We start from the raw sequence: 18,657 nt of genomic DNA on the forward strand, positions 1-18,657 counted from the left end.
TTTTCATCATGGCCTCCGCCATGATTTTAAAACAAATTGAAAAAGAATCAAGAGACAAATCCATTTTTATCACCCCCACCTTAATCCTCCCCCATCAAAGGGGGAGGAAAAAGTGAGGAGTACTCAGATAACTCAGGCATTGACTTTATTCGTAACTATGGTATAATAGTTAATATATGGGTAGTAACATTATTGGGGCGTTTCAGAATTAAAAAGGAGGTTTGAATGGTTGAAGGGATGGAAAAAACTTTGAATCCAGGTGAAGTCCTTTTTAATGAAGGCGATAAAGGTGATGTGATGTACCTGATCAAAGAAGGACAGATAAAGATTACCAAAGGGAAAGGTCCGGATGAACGCGTGCTGGCGGTGCTAAAAGAAGGTGATTTCTTTGGAGAGATGGCGATCATTGATGGCTCACCCCGTTCGGCAACAGCCACGGCCATTACCAAGACTTCCTTGCTCATCATTGATAAAGAAACCTTCCGGGCAAAGATTCGGGAAAATCCTTTGATTGAATATATCTTAGAAACCTTAACCAAAAGGTTGCGCAATGCGGATGAACAGATTAAATTGTTGACAATAAAGAGCGAAGAGCGACGGGTGGTTGCCTATATCATCACCAAAGCCAAGGAACTGGGGAAGAGCACATCGGAAGGAATTGAAATTACACCTTTCTCCTTTGAAAGCATGGCGGTAACCACCGGTATTGAGTTAGATAAAGTAAAAGATTATGTAGATAAACTCTGTCAGGTTAAATTGGTTTCTTTGAAAAACAATACTCTCATTATCAAAGCGATAGAAGACCTTGACGATTATCTCCGCTATATCGCCCTTAAGGAGAAATTCGAAAGGGTGTAAATTCTTATGGTATCGGTTTTGATCGATCGGAAAGAGAAAGAAGCCGAATTAAAAAAGCTACAGGAACTACTCAGTTCTCAGGAATTATTAAAGAATCCCAAGGAATATGCTAATATTTCTAAGCAGTATAAAAAAATTCAACAATTGCTACAGAAGTATGAAGAATACGAAAAAATCTCAAGTGAGATTAAAGAGATTGAAGAACTATTGAAAAGTGACAATCCTGAACTAAGAGACCTTGCCGAAGCGGAACTGGCTGATCTTAAAAACCGTCTGGAAACTGTAACACAAGAGATAGATAATTTTTTGAATCCACTTTATGAAGAATACCAGAAAAACTGTATCATTGAAATCCGAGCTGGTGCGGGCGGTCAGGAAGCAACGCTATTTGCAGCCGATGTTTTCCGGATGTATACAAAATATATCGAAAAGAAAAAGATGAAATATGAAGTCCTTTCCTCTCATCCCAGTGACCTGGGGGGATTCAAAGAAATCATATTTTTGGTCTCCGGGGAGAATGCCTATGGAACATTCCGCTTTGAAAGTGGTGTCCATCGGGTTCAAAGGGTTCCGGTGACGGAATCCAGTGGCCGCATACATACTTCCACCATCACTGTGGCGGTGCTGCCGGAGATTGAAGAATCGCAGATTGAGATCAAACCTGATGATTTAAAGCTGGAAACTTTTCGGGCCGGGGGTCATGGTGGACAGAACGTGAATAAGGTCTCCTCTGCGGTACGGATAACCCACATTCCCACGGGATTAACTGTAACCTGTCAGGATGAACGCTCTCAGTATCAAAACCGAGAAAAGGCAATGAAAATTCTTCGTGCCCGTCTCCATGCGATGGAGGCCGAAAAAAAATTCCGAGAAATTGAAAATCAACGCCGCCGCCAGATTGGCACCGGAGAACGGAGTGAAAAAATCCGCACCTATAACTTTCCTCAGAATCGCGTCACCGACCACCGTATCGGCTTGAACCTTTACAATCTCCAGAATATTCTTGATGGTGAACTTGACGAATTGATTGAGGCCCTCAAAAGATATGAAAGAAATAATAAAGAAACTAAGTAATGACTTCGCATTAAGCATTGATGAGACAGAGTTGCTTGCCTCCGCATTGCTTCAAAAGCCCAGGTTTGCTCTCTATTTACAAAACGAATGTAGTCCGGAGCTGGAGCGGCACCTGAGATTAAAGTTCACCCTCCTCAAAAATGGTGTTCCCATTGAATATCTGACCAAACAGGTTCAATTTTTAAATTACAGACTCAAATTGTATCCCGGGGTCTTTATTCCCCGCTTGGAAACTGAGTACTTTGTAGAGTTGATCAGGAAACTAATTAAATTTAAACCCTTAAAAATTTGTGAGATAGGAACTGGATGTGGAGCGATTGCGATTGCTCTGACAGAATCATTTCCAGATGCCCAAATAGTCGCCACTGATATCTGTGAACTCGCTGTCCAAAATGCCCGGGAAAACATTCTGCACTTCCATTTGGAGGAACGAATAAACCTACTTCGGGCTGACTTTTTCTCTCCATTCAAATCCAGAATTTTTGATTTAATCGTTTGTAACCCGCCCTATGTACCGCGGGAACGGATAAAAGATCTGCCCAAAAGTGTCCGTGATTTTGAACCCCGCAGGGCAATTGATGGAGGTAAAGGTGGAACTCGATTTATTAAAAAACTGATCGATGAAGCAACGACTTACTCTCGGAATCACCCCAACATTGCCCTTGAAATTGATGAAGAACAAACCGATGAATTATCTCAAATCCTCCAGAACAAAAATCTCCCTTACTTTTTTGCTAAGGATTTATTCAATAAAATCCGTTACTTATTCATTGGAGAGTTCAATAAATGCAAAGTGCCAAGTTATTTATAAACAAGAAGAAGCCCAACGCCCGAAAGAACTTAGCGCTTGCCCGTCAGATACTTTATAAAAAGGGATTTAAAATCGGTCACCGCCCGGATTTCATCATTGCCCTGGGTGGTGATGGAACCCTCCTCTCTGCGGTATCCGAATCCGCCTCCAAAAATATTCCTATCCTGGGCATCAATCTGGGGGGTTTAGGATTTCTCACCGATGTCAAATTTTCTCAGTTTTCTATGATTTTGGAAGCAATCAAAAAAAATCGCTACCGAATTGAAAACCGGATGATGGTAAGCGCGAAATTGGGCAAAGAAGCCTTTTACGCCTTGAATGACATCACCGTTTGCACCAACGTGCCCGGACGAGTTATAGAACTTTCCGCACGGATTGATGGTGAATATATTGGCCGTTTCATCGCCGATGGTATAATAATCTCCACACCCACCGGCTCCACTGCCTACTCCCTTGCCACTGGCGGTCCAATCCTCTTACCTACCTCAGAAGGAATCATCATCACTCCTATCGCCCCCCATACCCTATCCGTCCGCCCCATTGTTTTACCGGCTCACTCGATTATTGAATTGGAAGTGGGCAAAAAGGGAAACGCTATTCTCGTTGCCGATGGACAGCGGAGTAAAGTTTTAAAAGCGGGACAAAAAATAAAGTTCTTCCGGGCACCTTTTTATGTAAAATTGATAAAACCCTTGAATTCCACATTTTTTAAGACTTTAAAAGAAAAGTTAAAATGGGGCGGTCGGGAGCATGCTTAAGTTCTTGAGGGTAAAAAATTTCGCCCTGATGGAAGAACTGGCATTGAATTTTGAACCCGGCCTTACTGTGATCACCGGGGAGACCGGCGCGGGCAAATCGATGATCGTGGAAGCAATCGCCGCCCTGTGCGGAGAAAAGTTAGACGAAATATCAATCAGGACGGGCAAAGATTATGCTGAGATTACAGGTGTCTTTGAAACCACCGCGGATGTCCAGGAATTGCTAAAAAAGTATAATCTTCCTCTGGAAGAAGAAATCATCATCCGCCGCCGTGTGGAAAGAGGCAAAAGACAATATGCCTATATCAATGACCAATTAGTGAGTCTAACCCGACTTAGGGAAATCACACTGTTTTTGGTCGACCTGGTCGGACAGCATGAAAACCAATTTCTCTTTCAACCCCATTATCACCTGAAACTCTTGGACCGTTTTGCCCACACGGATGATCTACTCGCTCAATATCAAAGGGTCTTTACTGCCCACAAAAATTGTCAAAACGAATTAAAAGAAATGGAAAGGGTTCAATTGGAAAAAGAGGAAAAATTAGCCCAGCTAAGATTTGAGATTGAGGAACTGGAAAAAGCCGATTTGAAATTGGATGAGGAAGAAATCCTGATCGAAGAAAAAAACCTTTTACAAACGGGTGAAAAAAGGGCAAGTTTGGTTGACGTAGTAATCCCCAAACTTTACGAAGGCGAGTCTTCTGCTTACGAAATTCTGGCGGTGGTGAAAAAATATCTTGATGAACTCTCAAATTTAGACCCAAGACCAAAAATAAAGGAACTTCCCACAATCATTGAGAATATTCTAAATAATATGGAGGAAGTTTACCGGCAGCTCATCCATTACCGAGACCACATTGATTTTTCCCGAGAACGGTTTGAAGAGGTGATGTCCCGGCTTGATCTCATCGATCGACTGAAAAAGAAGTACCGTCGTGATTTAAAAGGGATACTTGAGTATTTGTATACCGCACGGGAGGAAATAAGTAAACTGGAGAAGGTGGATGTGGAGCTTGAAAAATTAAGAGAAAATCTGCAATCGCTTACCCGTGAGTTAACAGAACTTGCACAGGCATTATCAAAAAAGAGGAAAGACGGAGCACGCACCCTGGAGAAGGAGATCGTCAAAATTCTCTTCCGCTTGGGCATGGAAAAGGCTCGCTTCCAGGTGAAATTCACACCAAAACCTTTCGGTGAAGATGGTATTGATGAAGTGGAATTTTATATTTCAACCAATCCCGGAGAAGATTTAAAGCCTTTAAATAAAGTCGGTTCTGGCGGTGAAATCTCTCGGATTACCCTCAGCTTGAAGACCCTACTCTCGGAGGCCGATCGTATTCCCATTATTATCTTTGATGAGGTGGATGTTGGTATCGGCGGTCGAGTTGCTGAAGCAGTAGGCGAATTGCTTTCCAATCTGAGTCAGACACATCAGGTAATCTGTGTTACCCACCTTCCGCAAATTTCAATATTTGCGGATAATCATATCCTCGTTCAAAAGGAAATCAAAAAAGACACCACTCAGGTCAAGGTCTCCAAACTTGATGAAGAGACGCGCAAAATGGAGATCGCTCGAATGCTCGGGGGAAAAGAAATAACAAAAAAGACAATCGAACACGCCGAGGAAATACTCCAAAGACGGAGGAAGGGTGGATAGGAAACTCACCATCTCTAATCTCATCACTCTCTTTCGCTTTTTTCTCTTGCCGGTGATGATATATTTTTTGATCAGAAAGGACCGCATCACAGCCTTTGTAATCATGCTTATCGCGCTCCTTTCGGATGTGATTGACGGTTATATTGCGCGCAAATTTCATCAGGAAAGCGAATTAGGAAGAGTACTCGATCCACTCTGTGATAAAATCTCGCTTGTTGTAATTCTTTTAACCCTCCTACTCATAAATGCGGTTCCCATTTGGGCGGTCATCATGATTGCTTTGCGTGATATTTTAATCATCGTTGGTAGTTACATCCTCCTCCGATCCAAACGAAAAGTCTATAAATCAAATATTCTAGGTCGAATTACCGGATTTCTTTTCGGTGTGATGATTCTTGCCTTTACACTTGAATTCAAAGCCGTGGGAATGGCAGCCCTTTATATCTCCATCCCCTTCATGCTTGGGGCATTTATCACCTACTGTCAGAGATTTTTTATAACTTTGCGCCAAACAAATTAAGGAGGAAAATCAATGAAACCAATCTTTTTTACAAAAATGGAAGGCACCGGGAATGACTTTGTGGTGATTGACAACCGGGAAGAACAATTTACCGGGGTAGTGAATCAAAATACAATGAAAGAGACGATTGTCAAAATGCTTGACCGCCATTATGGCATTGGTGGCGATGGTTTGATTCTGATTGAGAACTTCAAAGGTTACTTTTTCAGCATGCGTTATTTTAATCGTGATGGAACCGAAGCAGCCACCTGTCTGAATGGTGCAAGGTGTGCAGTAAAATTTGCCCAGCGTTTAGGTATCCTTGAGGATAAAGGTAAGTTTTTAACCTCTGCAGGTCCAGTTGGATTCGCTTATCAACCCGACAAGATCAGTATTGAAGTGCTTCCCCCCACCGACATAAAACTCAATTTCAATTTAACAATTGCCCGAAAGAAATATAAACTTTCCTATTTAAAACTCGGTGTGCCCCATACCATATTATTTGTGGATTCATATGAAGGATTGAATATTCCTGAACTTGGCCGGGCGATTCGGAATCATAAAGAATTTCAACCAGAAGGTACCAATGTAGACTTTGTAAAAATGGACAAAAAAACACTCTTTGTGCGCACCTATGAACGTGGTATTGAGGACGAAACCCTTTCTTGTGGGAGCGGTGTTGCCGCTGCGGCATACATTGCCATTAAATTATTTCTTACCGAATCACCCGTAAAAGTGATGACGCGAGGTGGAGAACTGACGGTGACTCTAAAAGAAAAATTATACCTTGAAGGACCAGCAAATTTCGTATATGATGGGACATATTATATTTGACATGACCGTATTTTCGTGCCTTATTGGAAAAATGCGCTGCCCGATCGGCCTTTACCTCAGGATTCAGTCCAACCTGAGTCCTACCCATTGAATAGTCCATTCCTCTTTTATTTTGGTGGCAATTTAAACGTGCAAAAGATTAAAAATTTACATGGGGGATTAGGGGATTTTCGCACTGCAGGTCGCCTTAAACTTCTATCCATATTTTTATTAAACCAAATTAAAACTTCTATAAAAATGTGGGCTTAATTAACAAAAATATTGACAGCCTGACATTTCTGCATAAAATTTAATATGTTCTTTTGGGTGATTATCTTTAGCCAGTTAAATGTTTATAATCAATCTGATAACATTTTTATTACCAATATCCCGAAAAATGAAGATTGTAGCACAACATCATCAGACGATTATGACTTCTACATCAACCACTTTTCCCGGGTTTATAATATTGATCCATATTTGGTCAAGTTGATAATTGAAAAAGAATCACAGTTTAATCCCCGCGCTGTTTCCCGGAGCGGTGCTCTGGGTCTGATGCAGTTGATGCCGGAGACTGCCCGACGGTTGGGTGTAAAAAATCCCTTTGATCCCATTCAGAATATTGAAGGAGGTATTAAATTTCTGAGAATCTTGTTTGATATGTTTGAAGGAAATCTAGAACTCACTCTTGCCGCCTACCATGCGGGACCAAGTCTGGTAAAAAAACTCAACCGCATTCCTCCGATACCTGAAACAATTGCTTATGTTGATTATATCATCTCCCGGTATGGAGGATACTCTCCTAAGCCAATTTATTTCGTTATGACTGAAACCGGAGTTCCGCTTTTAACCAACCGTCCTAAATGACCAAATATTAGCTTCTCTCAAAATTATTGGCTCTTCACCATTTTGTGTAGAAAATAGCAGATCCATATAACTCCAAGGCCCAACACCAGAATACAGATTCATCATATTGATATTAACCCCTCCCAAGGTGTAGGGCAAAATCCTTAAACGCCGGTTGAAAAATTACGATGACCATAAGCCGCTCCTTATCCAACTTTTGCTATTCATCTCCAAAAATTATCCGTGAGATGATAATTCAACCAATTAATAATTATTGAGCACTCTTTCAACTCATAAACATTAACCAATTGTAGTAAATCTTTGCATCAACCTAAGGACAGGGGGATTTGAATGTAATTTCTTGATATCTTTTTAGTTTTTTTCTATTATGTGATCTATTAAATGCCCTTCCTATTTTTCACCACAATCTCAGGCATAAGCCGAAAATTTTCAAAATCCTACCTTCGCCTTCTCCAGCATCTCAATTATCCGCCATATGGAACATTCTCCTGCCCTTTCCAGGGGACATTTCCAGCCGGCGTTCACATGTTTTGCGGGACATAATCGCGGCTTGCCTGAATCAGAGAAAGGGCATAGAAAGTATTCAACCCTGCGTTCTTCATTCATAAAGACCTCCTCAAATTAATTATTTTGAACCTCTCCTGTTATTTGATAAATAAAAACTCTTTGCCTGCTGAACAAAGGTTTCCAGTCGGATTTCATCGAGTACATTGGCGATACCATCAAATGATAAACATAATAACGGCACCTCAGGATAATCATCTTTGATCGCTTTATAAATTGTAGTCACAATATTACCCGGCATGCAGGTAAAAGGCATAACATTTATTACGCCAGAAAAATTTTCCCGGATATAGTCTATGGTCTTGCCGATGCTCAAGATTGCCTCTCCCTCAAAAGAAGGATGAAGATATTTTTCAGCCTGGCGCAGTAACTTTTTAATTGGTGGTTCTGGAGCAAGCCCCAGAAGATGATAGATATAGCGCTGCCGCCGAACCATATATTGTTGGAAAATGGCAGTAAATAATGCCCGTCGGTATTGTTTAAACCACCAACAATTCCGAATTCGGGTAAAATTGGTGTAGAAAAACCATTCGGCAATTGAAGGCAGACTTACCTCGCAACCCATTGCTTCCAGCTTTTTTTCTAAGAATTGATTGCTAAATTTTTGCGAACGAATGTAAATCTCGCCAACGATACCGATGCGTGGCTTCCGCACATCTTCTATCTCGATCCCCTCCAAAAGACGCCGGGCTTCTTTTAAAACCGGGATAATACTTCTTCCCTTTTCTATCCGCGCACAGATTGCACCCAAAAACTCTGAATAAAGTTTATCGCTTAATCCTTTTTCCAGTTCATAAGGTCTTATTTGACGCACCTTAGCCTCAAGGGCATCAACTGCACAAATGCCATCCCAGGTTAAAAAGAGGAATTTTAACCCCATTGGTCCCAAATCATCAAAAAGGCTCGGTCCCTGATTCGGTGCATAGATAGGAACATCTTTCAATCCCAATTTATCAAGAATAATTCGATGGAGTTTGTAATATTGTCCGAAGCGACAGGGGCCAGAACCTTGGGCCATAAAGAATGAAGCGTTATCAGGCTGAAAGTCTGGGGTTTTTATCTTTTTCAACATATCCCCAGCAGTAATTATTGCGGGCAGGCATTCCCGACCGCTAGTGAACCGTCGACCGAGCATTATTGATTCTTCATCCGGAGGTGTCATTACCTCGGCATCAATTCCGGCAAATCGCATGGCACTGCAGAGCACTCGGGCGCCGTCGCACATATCCGGGATATAAATTTTTTTCTCTTTTTTTAAAGAACTTTTAACATTTATCTTCTGAGGCACGGTCCGCGGGATGATTCCTTTGATACTATCTACGAACGCCTCAAGACGGGTGATGAAACCAGCATCTCCAGAATGTTCGTCCAGTTCCAGCACAAGCATCGGTTTTTTATCTATCTTCTCCTTTAAAAAATTAATCAAAAATGAATCCGGACCACAGGCGAAGTTGGAAAGATAGACAGGATAAACATGCTCTTTTTCTGCAATCACTTTGGCGGCACTCAAAATCTTCTGACCATAATGCCAGTACATATTAAAGAAGTCCTCTTTTAAAAATTGGTAATCCAATTCCACAAAATCAAGAGGAACAGGTAGCACACCAAGATTGCGAATCTTCTGGATCAATTGAAGATTTAAACCCTCATCGTAACCGTTATACGGACGAGAACAGATTAGAAAAATGGTGCCGTGGTATCCATTTAAAATCTCCTTGGCCTTTTTTGTTATCTCTCTTTGTACTTGCGTGTGGTAATCAAGTGCCTTTTTGATTGCCAAGGTAACCTGTTTTTTACTCTTCCCAAATTTTTTTGCAAATCCGACCAACCCGGCTTGGAGTGCGGAAAAATCTCGGTCAAAATAGATGACGGGTGCATATATCTCAACTTCCTTACCAAAGATTGCCCGCGCCTGATAAGGGAATGATTGAACATAAGGACAAACAAAACTTCGGGTAAAACATTTATTATTTGGTTTCATGGTGATAATGCTGGGCACAAAAATTTTCTTTATTCCCTTTTTGAGCAACTCCTCAATATGACCAAGGCAGACCTTGACCGGGAAGCAAGTGTCAGCAACCGCCCGGGCAGTGCCTGCCTCAACGGTCTGCCGATTGGTCACTTCCGAGAGGATCGGTTTAAAACCGAGTTCCCGGAGAAGTTTATAGAAAAATGGAAAGAGTTCATAAATAGCGAGCCCCCGGGGCAGGCCAATAGGAATCCCTTCCCCGTTTTCAGTTTTAAAGAATAAGTCATTACGCATTTTGTAAAGATCGAATACTTCACCTGTAGCCATTCGTTCCCGCTCTTCATACCGTTCGCATCTTCCCCCATAAAATAGCGGTTTTTCACCTTCCAGTTTAATCCGGTTCACTTCACATTCATTGCTGCAGTGACGGCAAACAAAGGTCTCAGTCTGGTAGGATCTCTTTACTAAATCAAAACCTTTGAAACGAGTCTTTTTGATTTCAGAATCGCGCACAATTAAAGCAATGCCAATCGCACCGGTGACATCGTGATTGGGTGGAACAATGATTTTTCTCTTTAATACTTCTTCAAACGCCGACACCACAGCTTTGTTAGCAGCAACCCCACCTTGAAAGACAATATGCTCACCAATCTTCTTGTTTCCCACGACCCGGTTGAGGTAGTTAAAGACAGTGGAATAGCCGAGCCCGGCCAGGAGATTCTCTCTTTCCGCGAGATTGTTCTGATAGTGGAATACCTCAGAACCTATAAACACCGTGCAGCGTTCGCCGAGATTGATCGGCGATTTTGCCTCCAGGGCCCGGTCACCGAATTCTTCAATCTGCACACCCAAAATTTGGGCTTGTTCTTCAAGAAATGACCCGGTACCAGCAGCACAGACCTTATTCATCTCGAAATCCACAATCGTCTTATTTTCAATGCTTATATACTTTGAATCCTGTCCGCCAATTTCAAATATGGTATCCACTTCTGGTATAATCTCAATTGCTGCCCGGGCCTGGGCAGAGATTTCGTTTTTGATTATGTCAGCACCGATGAGAGTGCCGATGAGATACCGGCCCGAGCCAGTGGTCCCTGCACCAATTATCTCCACCTTAGCACCAATCTCTTCCTTAAGTTCCGCTAATCCTTTAAGCACGGTATCAATCGGTCGACCTTTCGTCCACAGATATTTGCGGGCGAGAACCCGGCCGGATTTATCTATTAACACCAGGTTCGTGGAGATAGAACCGACATCAATCCCCAAATAAGCCTCGGTCTTCGTCGAAGGTGGATGAACGATAATGGAAGGCCGCCAGTCTTTTCGTCCATCAAGAGGTGGCAACCGATTTATCGTGGGAGGTTGATCAAGCCACTTTTTTAGATTCTCAAGCTCGGTTAATTTAGAGGTGCTGGTAAATCCTCGCGCCGCATACACCGCCCCGATCGCCGCAATCGCCTGATAATGTTTTGGAATGATTAAATCTGATTCTCGAAGATGCAGCACTGCGCACAGCGCTTTAAAAATGCCTTTATTCGCTGCCACACCCCCGATGAATGCCACAGGAGGGATGATCCTTTTCCCCCGTACAATGGCACTCTTGAAATTCCGTGCCAGGGCATAACAGAGCCCGGCAATCAAATCTTCAACCGGTGTCCCAATCTGCTGTAGATGAATCATATCACTCTTGGCAAAGACCGAACAACGGCCCGCAATCCTTGCTGGTCTTTTGGCAGCAGTCGCATAGGTACCGAATTCTTCTACCGGGATGGAAAGACGCTGTGCCTGCTGGTCTAAAAAGATACCAGCACCAGCCGCACAAAGAGGATTAGCCGAAAAATCAAATGAGCCATCATTAATAGTGATGAATTTGGAATTGATTCCACCGATTTCTATCACCGATTTAAACTCCACTCCTAAATATCTCAACCCCTTCACAATTGCCTCTACCTCGTTCACCCGTACAATCCCGAGGTTTTCTGCTACTGACCGGGGAATGCTGCCAGTGAAGACAATCCGGGCGTCTTCTTTTATCTCTTTAAGGATATCAAACAAAAGGTTATAGGGTCGGCCGTGATGGATTAAATAGTCGGTCTTTATTAGATTGCCCTGGTAAAAATGGGCAATCTTGATACTCACCGAACCGACATCTATGCCATACTCATGCATTTATGGAGTATAAAAAATCCCTAATGAGAAATGAAAATCGTAATTGTTTTCAGAACGATTCTGGGTATCCGGGTCATCGGCAGTAAGATTATAATTAAAAGAAAACTCAGGAGTAATCTTTGCCTTTACCAGTTTAAAATCTGTGCCGAATGAAAAGAGAAACAAAAAATCATTCTCAAGGTCATCTATACTGTTTTTTATAGAACCAATATACGCGGTTCCACCAAGTTGAAAATTCCCTGCAAAACCCAGACCAAGATATGGGGCAACCGGTAGCATTCCTGCTTTCAACTGGAATACAATGGGAAGATAAAAATTGTTGTAATCAGCACCCATCTCAATATTTAATACGGTTCTATCAAAGGCGGTCGTCTTGAACATTGGTGTTATCTGGATGCCAAATAGTTGTGAGAATTCCATTCCCATACCAAGCCCTATTTGAAATCCCAATCCTGAATAATTTCCTGCACCATCATCCGGGTCAAAATTTGAATGATTGATTCCGGTCTGAAGCCCAAAGAATGTCTTTAGGGGTAATTCATTCTGTGCGAAAACAAAAATTATCGGCAATAAGATTAAAATCAATAATTTCTTCATATTGCCTCCACTTTTAATTTTTTTTATCTGATTATTCTTCATTTTCTAAGTTCACTTTGAACTCAATCTTTTTATAATCTGAAGGAATCTTAAAAAGTTCTTCGCTCAAATTTTTTTCTGCCAATTTTTCTATCACTGTTTCGGTAGTCGTTTCTGAAACAATTTTCCCTTTTGCATCAAATGTCTTTGAAGCAACGAACGATTTCAATACAAATCCCAGATTAGCAAACAAATCTTTTTCCTTGCGAATCAATGAATCAAGATCGGCGATCCCTGTAGATATAGATTTTTTAGTGAAATTCAACGAAATATCTTCAAGGTGATTTGTTGTCGTCCACAATTCCCTTGATTCTTCATTGTGTGTCTTCACCTTCATAACCATTATCTTCGTTTCCATATCATAGGAAAGATTAATTTTAAAATGTTTACAATCAACACCCAAAATATTCTCTGTTCCAAGTTCCTGCATTTCAATCTTCGGATTGGAAATAGTAAATTTGACAAACCTATTAACAGCGCTCATAAGCCCGGAAACGGAATCTATATTCATTACATAATATTCTTTATTCTCGGGGTCAACAATATATATCTCATTTTTATCGGACAGATAAAGCCAGTACATTCCTCCCTTCATGAGGGGATTTTCCTTTTCTGAAACCTCAACAAATTCCTCGCGCACATTGCCTTTCTGGGCATAACCCTTTATAATAATCTTTGATTCTTTATCTTTTGTTTTCGTTATTGTCTGTGCCTCCCATTCCACACCCGCAAAAAGGATTAATGGAAATGTAAATAAAGCAATTAAGACAAGGCAAAAAGCCTTCTTCAATTCAACCTCCTTCTTGTCTAATTTTACTCATAATTATCAAAAAATCAAGGGATATTCAAACCCATTACTCGTCCGCTTGCGGTGACCTCTGAAATTTGACTCCCCTCATTTTATAAATATTATATTCTAACATTCAATTATTCCATAATTCTGAAATTATGGAATAGATATATAATAGCAAACTCTGGAGCAATAATTGATTATAATACATTATCGCATCATTTTTAATGAATTCGCGTTTTGACAATAAAAACCTATTCCATTTTTACAAAATGTGAAAAAATTTATCACCTACCCTGAAGATTGAAGATTGAAAATCAACGACTGCTTCTGCTACTTGTTAATGTGTAATGCAAAGATTTGACCCCGCATCCCCCTTACACAGAACGTTCATAGAGTGTGTTTTCAACTATGAATACAGGGCTCTTTACCTTTTTGTAAATACTATTGACAGGGTTGTATAAATAGATATAATTGGCAACGGTTACGTAAGGGAGGTATCAATTTCTGTGAAAATGGGGACACGATCAAACTTTATTGAAATCATCCCACCGAATTCTTTTTCCCTTCAAAAGAAATAACTTAGAGAAAGAGGAGGTAGGTTATGCATGATTACATAGAAATATTTGAAGAATATGATTCAATCTATGATGCCTCAGAAAGATTCATTGCAGATCTTAAAGATGAAGATAGTTATGTGCGAAGGTATGCCGCAGAGGCATTGGGCAAAATAGGCGATAACCGTGCCGTAGAACCGCTAATTGCAGCACTTAAAGATGAAGATAGTGATGTGCGAAGGTATGCCGAAGAGGCATTAAAGAAAATAGGTTGAGGAAAAGGTATCCAATTTAATCAAATCCTTCTTCATCACACTTCTTAAGAATTATTAACATAATAGGATTTTATACATACCGAAGCGCTCACAAAGGATTATAATGGGAATAGTAAAATAAAACTATTTTATATCTTCGTCAGTTTTTCTTTATAGATTTTTTCTCCCGCATTCAATATTATAAAATAAACCCCGCTGGGAATCTTTTTACCGCTTTGATTTTTTCCATCCCAGAAGATTGTATATTTACCAGCAGGCTGAAAATCATTATGCAGATTTTTTACAAGATTACCTGATGTATCATAAATTGCAATATTCACCCTTGAGCTATTATTCAATTGATAATGGATTTTAACTTTATCACGAAAGGGATTCGGATTTAACGAAAGAATTCCTTGAGTTTTTGATTCCTGCTCCTTTATCCCCACATACTCCTGCCCTGCAGAAAATATAAATAATGGCAGATCGGTCGTCGGTATGCCAAGGGCATTTATGATAGCAGTCCGCTCACTTGAAGAGAAGTTTGCAGTAAAATAACCCTGTAGATTTATACATGTTGCCTGTAAAAGAGCACTCGCCCCGGCAAAACCCGCTTCAAGTAATTGATATCTACTCGCAGTCGTAGCACAATAGACAAAATAATTTGGCGCGGTCTGAGGTAATCGTGGAATTGCACTTCTAAGCTGGGGTCTTCTATCACCATCCGTTACCCTTTCAATCCGATGGTCACGAGAACTTGCACTTCCTGAAGGGAGTCGGATATGGTATCTTTCAACACCCACCGAGCGAACAATATATATCCTGCCTGTGAGATAATAATTTGCTACAGCAGACGGAACCGTAATACCTGCACGATTATTAGATGTCATATGCGGTGTGTTGCCATACGATGCCCAGGCAAGCTGGGATAATTGATTAAGATTCAGCTCGGTATCACTAAATAGATTTCCATACTTCAGATTTGCCAAGGCATTTTCAAGTATCACCGTGCCATTGGTATTCGGGTCAGGTAAAGAACCATTTGAAGAATGGGCGACGCATTCTGAAGTTATTCCACTTACCGAACTCATCAATCCATAAACATTGACCATCTGAACAGTTAGGGCTGGATTCCAGGTACTATTTGCATTGGTTGTTGCACTCTCTTTTGGGCAACTGGCGGGTTGATTGGTATTGGTGTTCCAGAAAGAAATAGAAGCAAGGAGTGCATATTGAATGGCGGTGCCTGCATCTTCAGGAATATCACTGGCGATTCCGACTTCAAAAGCTGCATTCGCTTCGGATTTGTGATTACCGGACAAATGAAGGATGAGATCATGAATACTAGGGTCATAGCGATAGACATTGTCGCTGCGGGCAACATAAATAATTCTATCGGTACCAATCAATGGAGCGCGCGAAGCGGCCCACAAAATATTAGCAAGTATCTGGTCCGAGAGGGTGCTGGTATAGCCGCTATGATAGGAGCGACGGCTGTTCAATACAATCTCAGCAGAGAAATTGTTAATCTGCGGTGGTGGTAAATAGCGGGATGTGGTTAGGGCAGATAAGAGGGATTTGCTGAATGTCCGGTTGAAAAGTGCACCTGCGGTGCTCCCCAAAAGTATCTTTAGAAATTCTCGCCTTTTCATGGAAACCTCCACTATGAAATTTTAGTCAATATAAGAAGATTGTCAATGATGGTGCTAAAACGCGCCTGGGGGGAATTGAACCCCCAGCCTGCGGGTTCGAAGCCCGCCGCTCTATCCTCTTGAGCTACAGGCGCCGATTTAAAATGCATCTTCAATATATTCGTATTCAATGCCCTGGATACTCTGACTTATTGCTAAGACATCAAAGTGGATTTCGCTATCCATAGGCAGGTGCCTTTTCTTCAACCACAAAAGGGCAACATTCTGGATCTTTTTCTGTTTTCTCTTATTGACCGATTCCTGAGGCAACCCATATTCCAGGGTGCGCCGGTATTTCACTTCCACAAAGTGGTAGGATTTATCTTTTCTTAAAACCAGATCGATCTCTCCATAACGACAGCGAAAATTGTGATCCACGATATTGAAACCTCTTTTGTTTAAAAAAGACCGGGCGAGTTCTTCACCCTTTTTGCCTAATTGGATTTTATTTAGCATCGGATAATCTAAAACTCTTGCGGTGAATGGGCGAGGGTCCATATTTTCGGAGACATTGCCGATGGTAAGAGGTGGGATAACCTTTATTTTTGTCAAATCCATACCAAGGGTACTGTCGATGATATTCCAGCATTATCATATCCCGTTTTACCTTTGCCAGAATCGAAGCCGCAGCAATGCTGATACTCAAACGATCACCCCGGATAATAGAATATTGGGCTATCTCCAGTCCTTCTAATTCTAAGGCATCGATCAAAACCACTTCTGGTTGGGGTCGCAATCCATTTATCGCCTCCCGCATTGCCAATTTTGTTGCCTGCAGGATGTTTATTTCATCAATTATTTCCGGCGGCACGATGCCGAAAGCAAAACTGACTGCCGATCTCTGAATCAAATAAAAAAGTTTTTCTCTTTTTTGGGGTGTGAGTTTTTTGGAATCATCGATCTCCGGATGGAAAAAAAATTTTGGTAGAATTACCGCCGCGGCAACCACTGGCCCTGCAAGTGGTCCCCTGCCGGCTTCATCACAGCCTGCCACCAACTCAAAATCTTCCCAAAATTTTTTATCAACCCTCGGATTCAACTTTCTTCTCTTCGGCTGTTACCCCCGCTTCCGGAGATGGTGTGACAACAGCCTGGGTCTTTAATTTTTTCACCTTTTTATTGCGCAAATAAGTAAGCCGTGCGCGGCGCACTTTGCCCCGACGCTTAATCTCAATATCGGCAATCATCGGTGAATACAAAGGAAATATCCTTTCCACCCCAACGCCGGCGGAGACCTTCCGGACCACAAAGGTCTTGCTCTCCCCACTCCCTTTTATTTGTATCACCACTCCCTGGAAAGGCGAAATTCGAGTTTTATCACCTTCTACAACCTTTACATAAACCTTTACCAAATCCCCAGGTCTAATATCATATTTTTTCGTCATTTAACACCTCCAGTAATATATCAAGATCATCCTTGGAAAATATCACTTCCCCGAGCAATTCCGGCCTTTTTTGCAGCGTCAACTCAATAGCCTTCTTACGCCGCCAACGGGCGATTGCCTGATGATTCCCGCTCAGCAATGTCTCAGGAACCGCCAGATGTTTAAAATTTGCCGGACGGGTATAGACCGGAGCGGCTAAAAGTCCATTCTGTAAAGAATCTTCTTTTGCCGAATCAATATGGCTTAAAACTCCGGGCAGGAGCCGGGTAATCGCCTCCATGAGTACAAGGGCTGCTGCTTCCCCGCCGGATAAAATATAATCACCGATGGATATTTCTTCACCGGGTATCAGCCTGCCCAATCGTTCGTCAATCCCCTTATAACGCCCACAGATAAAAATGAAATTTTCTTTTTCCACCAAGGTTTTAACATAATCTTGGGTTAGCAACCTACCGGTAGGAGTGAAATAAATGATAAAAGATTTTTCGGTTCTGATTGAATCTATCGCCTTTAACAGCGGTTCCAGTTTTAACACCATTCCGGCGCCGCCGCCAAATTGGTAATCGTCCACAACTCCATCAGTAGTAAAATCCCGGGGATTGACAATCTTTATCTTGATCAACCCTTTTTCCTGAGCAATCCGCAATGTCCCGCAATTCAGCGGACCTTTAAAATATTCGGGTAGGACCGAGATGATCTGGAATTCCATGTTAGAAGCCGTTGGGTATTTGATTTACAAAAAGAAGGGGTATCAGGGAGATTTCGGTCTCCCCGAGCACCCCTTCCGATTAAAAAGGCAAGAGTGGCAAAGATTCATTATTCGATGATCTCTAATACCGCGCGTTTTCCCTGTTTCATGGCAGCGGCGGTGATGATTGTGCGAATTGCCTTCGCCGTTCTCCCTTCTTTACCGATAACCTTGCCAAGATCACCTTCGCCGACTCTAAGTTCATATATTATGCTTTTTTCGCCAGCAACCTCTTTGATGCTGACTTTATCGGGATTATCCACAAGCCCTTTAACAATATATTCTATAAGCTCTTTCATGATGAACCTCCTTTTGCTTTAGAAATTAACTTAGCCACCGTATCGGTAGGCTTAGCTCCCTTAGCTAACCAGTACTCAACGCGATCCCGTTTTAATTGCAGATTTTTGGTTCTGGGATCGTAATAACCAAGGTTCTCTATGTATTCACCATCTCTTGCCTTTCGGGAATCTATAGCCACAATTCGGTAAAAAGGAGAATTGTGCCTACCCATGCGCGTTAACCGAATCTTAACCATAGTATATTATATGGAAATC

General features: G+C 41.6%; 20 protein-coding genes and 1 tRNA gene. 9 read left to right on the forward strand and 12 right to left on the reverse strand.

The genetic code is table 11. The features are described 5' to 3' along the window. Window positions 1-225 precede the first annotated feature (225 nt). From ABIL39_05635 to ABIL39_05670, 8 genes are all read left to right on the forward strand, one after another. Window positions 226-858 (forward strand): Crp/Fnr family transcriptional regulator, encoded by a 633-nt coding sequence (locus tag ABIL39_05635; protein ID MEO0165600.1) that lies wholly within the window; start codon window positions 226-228, stop codon window positions 856-858. Between the two features lie 6 nt (window positions 859-864). Next, on the forward strand, window positions 865-1,932 hold the full coding sequence (gene prfA, locus ABIL39_05640) for a peptide chain release factor 1 (protein ID MEO0165601.1): 1,068 nt from the start codon (window positions 865-867) through the stop codon (window positions 1,930-1,932). Then, window positions 1,904-2,743, forward strand: a complete 840-nt coding sequence (prmC, locus tag ABIL39_05645; GenBank protein ID MEO0165602.1) for a peptide chain release factor N(5)-glutamine methyltransferase — start codon at window positions 1,904-1,906, stop codon at window positions 2,741-2,743. The genes prfA and prmC overlap by 29 nt, the downstream gene beginning before the upstream one ends. Beyond that, entirely contained in the window at window positions 2,719-3,501 is a 783-nt protein-coding gene (locus ABIL39_05650) for an NAD(+)/NADH kinase (protein ID MEO0165603.1), read from the forward strand. Before prmC ends, ABIL39_05650 begins: the two co-directional genes overlap by 25 nt. Further along, window positions 3,494-5,161, forward strand: a complete 1,668-nt coding sequence (recN, locus tag ABIL39_05655; GenBank protein MEO0165604.1) for a DNA repair protein RecN — start codon at window positions 3,494-3,496, stop codon at window positions 5,159-5,161. Before ABIL39_05650 ends, recN begins: the two co-directional genes overlap by 8 nt. Beyond that, window positions 5,154-5,681, forward strand: a complete 528-nt coding sequence (locus tag ABIL39_05660) for a CDP-alcohol phosphatidyltransferase family protein (protein ID MEO0165605.1) — start codon at window positions 5,154-5,156, stop codon at window positions 5,679-5,681. The genes recN and ABIL39_05660 overlap by 8 nt, the downstream gene beginning before the upstream one ends. Before the next feature lie 12 nt (window positions 5,682-5,693). After that, entirely contained in the window at window positions 5,694-6,494 is an 801-nt protein-coding gene (dapF, locus tag ABIL39_05665) for a diaminopimelate epimerase (protein MEO0165606.1), read from the forward strand. A 294-nt stretch (window positions 6,495-6,788) separates the two neighbouring features. Next, window positions 6,789-7,340 (forward strand): lytic transglycosylase domain-containing protein, encoded by a 552-nt coding sequence (locus ABIL39_05670; GenBank protein ID MEO0165607.1) that lies wholly within the window; start codon window positions 6,789-6,791, stop codon window positions 7,338-7,340. A gap of 429 nt (window positions 7,341-7,769) precedes the next feature. Here ABIL39_05670 and ABIL39_05675 read toward each other — a convergent pair whose 3' ends face one another. From ABIL39_05675 to ABIL39_05690, 4 genes are read right to left on the reverse strand one after another with little or no spacing between them, the layout of a single operon-like run. Then, window positions 7,770-7,946: a hypothetical protein gene (locus tag ABIL39_05675; GenBank protein MEO0165608.1), complete on the reverse strand. Its 177-nt coding sequence runs from the start codon at window positions 7,944-7,946 to the stop codon at window positions 7,770-7,772. A gap of 19 nt (window positions 7,947-7,965) precedes the next feature. Further along, window positions 7,966-12,042 carry an acyl-CoA dehydratase activase gene (locus ABIL39_05680; GenBank protein MEO0165609.1) on the reverse strand — a complete coding sequence of 1,359 codons (4,077 nt, stop codon included), beginning with the start codon at window positions 12,040-12,042 and terminating at the stop codon, window positions 7,966-7,968. Beyond that, window positions 12,043-12,639 (reverse strand): outer membrane beta-barrel protein, encoded by a 597-nt coding sequence (locus tag ABIL39_05685; GenBank protein MEO0165610.1) that lies wholly within the window; start codon window positions 12,637-12,639, stop codon window positions 12,043-12,045. Window positions 12,640-12,670: 31 nt separating this feature from the next. Further along, a complete protein-coding gene (locus ABIL39_05690; protein MEO0165611.1) occupies window positions 12,671-13,468 on the reverse strand; it encodes a DUF4412 domain-containing protein in 798 nt (265 codons plus the stop codon). Between the two features lie 604 nt (window positions 13,469-14,072). Here ABIL39_05690 and ABIL39_05695 point away from each other — a divergent pair. Continuing rightward, window positions 14,073-14,300 (forward strand): HEAT repeat domain-containing protein, encoded by a 228-nt coding sequence (locus ABIL39_05695; GenBank protein ID MEO0165612.1) that lies wholly within the window; start codon window positions 14,073-14,075, stop codon window positions 14,298-14,300. A 128-nt stretch (window positions 14,301-14,428) separates the two neighbouring features. Here the strand turns inward: ABIL39_05695 and ABIL39_05700 are convergent, their stop codons facing one another. The 8 genes from ABIL39_05700 to rpsP form a co-directional block, all read right to left on the reverse strand. After that, complete coding sequence (locus ABIL39_05700) at window positions 14,429-15,931, reverse strand: FlgD immunoglobulin-like domain containing protein (GenBank protein ID MEO0165613.1); 1,503 nt, start codon at window positions 15,929-15,931, stop codon at window positions 14,429-14,431. A gap of 60 nt (window positions 15,932-15,991) precedes the next feature. Beyond that, window positions 15,992-16,065, reverse strand: a tRNA-Arg gene (locus ABIL39_05705). 4 nt (window positions 16,066-16,069) lie between these two features. Then, the gene (locus ABIL39_05710; GenBank protein MEO0165614.1) at window positions 16,070-16,426 is read right to left on the reverse strand and encodes a YraN family protein; all 357 of its coding nucleotides are present in this window, start codon (window positions 16,424-16,426) and stop codon (window positions 16,070-16,072) included. Beyond that, entirely contained in the window at window positions 16,416-17,009 is a 594-nt protein-coding gene (locus ABIL39_05715; GenBank protein ID MEO0165615.1) for a ribonuclease HII, read from the reverse strand. The genes ABIL39_05710 and ABIL39_05715 overlap by 11 nt, the downstream gene beginning before the upstream one ends. Beyond that, window positions 16,993-17,355 carry a 50S ribosomal protein L19 gene (rplS, locus tag ABIL39_05720; protein MEO0165616.1) on the reverse strand — a complete coding sequence of 121 codons (363 nt, stop codon included), beginning with the start codon at window positions 17,353-17,355 and terminating at the stop codon, window positions 16,993-16,995. Before rplS ends, ABIL39_05715 begins: the two co-directional genes overlap by 17 nt. Continuing rightward, a complete protein-coding gene (gene trmD / locus ABIL39_05725) occupies window positions 17,339-18,064 on the reverse strand; it encodes a tRNA (guanosine(37)-N1)-methyltransferase TrmD (protein MEO0165617.1) in 726 nt (241 codons plus the stop codon). The genes rplS and trmD overlap by 17 nt, the downstream gene beginning before the upstream one ends. Window positions 18,065-18,171: 107 nt before the next feature. Beyond that, window positions 18,172-18,402, reverse strand: coding sequence for a KH domain-containing protein (locus ABIL39_05730; protein ID MEO0165618.1), 231 nt, complete (start codon window positions 18,400-18,402; stop codon window positions 18,172-18,174). After that, a complete protein-coding gene (gene rpsP / locus ABIL39_05735; protein ID MEO0165619.1) occupies window positions 18,399-18,638 on the reverse strand; it encodes a 30S ribosomal protein S16 in 240 nt (79 codons plus the stop codon). The genes ABIL39_05730 and rpsP overlap by 4 nt, the downstream gene beginning before the upstream one ends. Between the last annotated feature and the right edge of the window lie 19 nt (window positions 18,639-18,657).

The organism is candidate division WOR-3 bacterium (assembly GCA_039802205.1).
Lineage (GTDB): Bacteria > Hydrothermota > Tepidihabitantia > SM23-42 > JAOAFX01 > JAOAFX01.

What these genes read in the sequence shown, in the direction of transcription:
- ABIL39_05635 (MEO0165600.1), top strand. Translation starts at nt 226, where the DNA reads ATGGTTGAAGGGATGGAAAAAACTTTGAATCCAGGTGAAGTCCTTTTT.
- prfA (MEO0165601.1), top strand. Translation starts at nt 865, where the DNA reads ATGGTATCGGTTTTGATCGATCGGAAAGAGAAAGAAGCCGAATTAAAA.
- prmC (MEO0165602.1), top strand. Translation starts at nt 1,904, where the DNA reads ATGAAAGAAATAATAAAGAAACTAAGTAATGACTTCGCATTAAGCATT.
- ABIL39_05650 (MEO0165603.1), top strand. Translation starts at nt 2,719, where the DNA reads ATGCAAAGTGCCAAGTTATTTATAAACAAGAAGAAGCCCAACGCCCGA.
- recN (MEO0165604.1), top strand. Translation starts at nt 3,494, where the DNA reads ATGCTTAAGTTCTTGAGGGTAAAAAATTTCGCCCTGATGGAAGAACTG.
- dapF (MEO0165606.1), top strand. Translation starts at nt 5,694, where the DNA reads ATGAAACCAATCTTTTTTACAAAAATGGAAGGCACCGGGAATGACTTT.
- ABIL39_05670 (MEO0165607.1), top strand. Translation starts at nt 6,789, where the DNA reads ATGTTCTTTTGGGTGATTATCTTTAGCCAGTTAAATGTTTATAATCAA.
- ABIL39_05675 (MEO0165608.1), bottom strand. Translation starts at nt 7,946, where the DNA reads ATGAATGAAGAACGCAGGGTTGAATACTTTCTATGCCCTTTCTCTGAT.
- ABIL39_05680 (MEO0165609.1), bottom strand. Translation starts at nt 12,042, where the DNA reads ATGCATGAGTATGGCATAGATGTCGGTTCGGTGAGTATCAAGATTGCC.
- ABIL39_05685 (MEO0165610.1), bottom strand. Translation starts at nt 12,639, where the DNA reads ATGAAGAAATTATTGATTTTAATCTTATTGCCGATAATTTTTGTTTTC.
- ABIL39_05695 (MEO0165612.1), top strand. Translation starts at nt 14,073, where the DNA reads ATGCATGATTACATAGAAATATTTGAAGAATATGATTCAATCTATGAT.
- ABIL39_05700 (MEO0165613.1), bottom strand. Translation starts at nt 15,931, where the DNA reads ATGAAAAGGCGAGAATTTCTAAAGATACTTTTGGGGAGCACCGCAGGT.
- ABIL39_05710 (MEO0165614.1), bottom strand. Translation starts at nt 16,426, where the DNA reads ATGCTAAATAAAATCCAATTAGGCAAAAAGGGTGAAGAACTCGCCCGG.
- rplS (MEO0165616.1), bottom strand. Translation starts at nt 17,355, where the DNA reads ATGACGAAAAAATATGATATTAGACCTGGGGATTTGGTAAAGGTTTAT.
- trmD (MEO0165617.1), bottom strand. Translation starts at nt 18,064, where the DNA reads ATGGAATTCCAGATCATCTCGGTCCTACCCGAATATTTTAAAGGTCCG.
- ABIL39_05730 (MEO0165618.1), bottom strand. Translation starts at nt 18,402, where the DNA reads ATGAAAGAGCTTATAGAATATATTGTTAAAGGGCTTGTGGATAATCCC.
- rpsP (MEO0165619.1), bottom strand. Translation starts at nt 18,638, where the DNA reads ATGGTTAAGATTCGGTTAACGCGCATGGGTAGGCACAATTCTCCTTTT.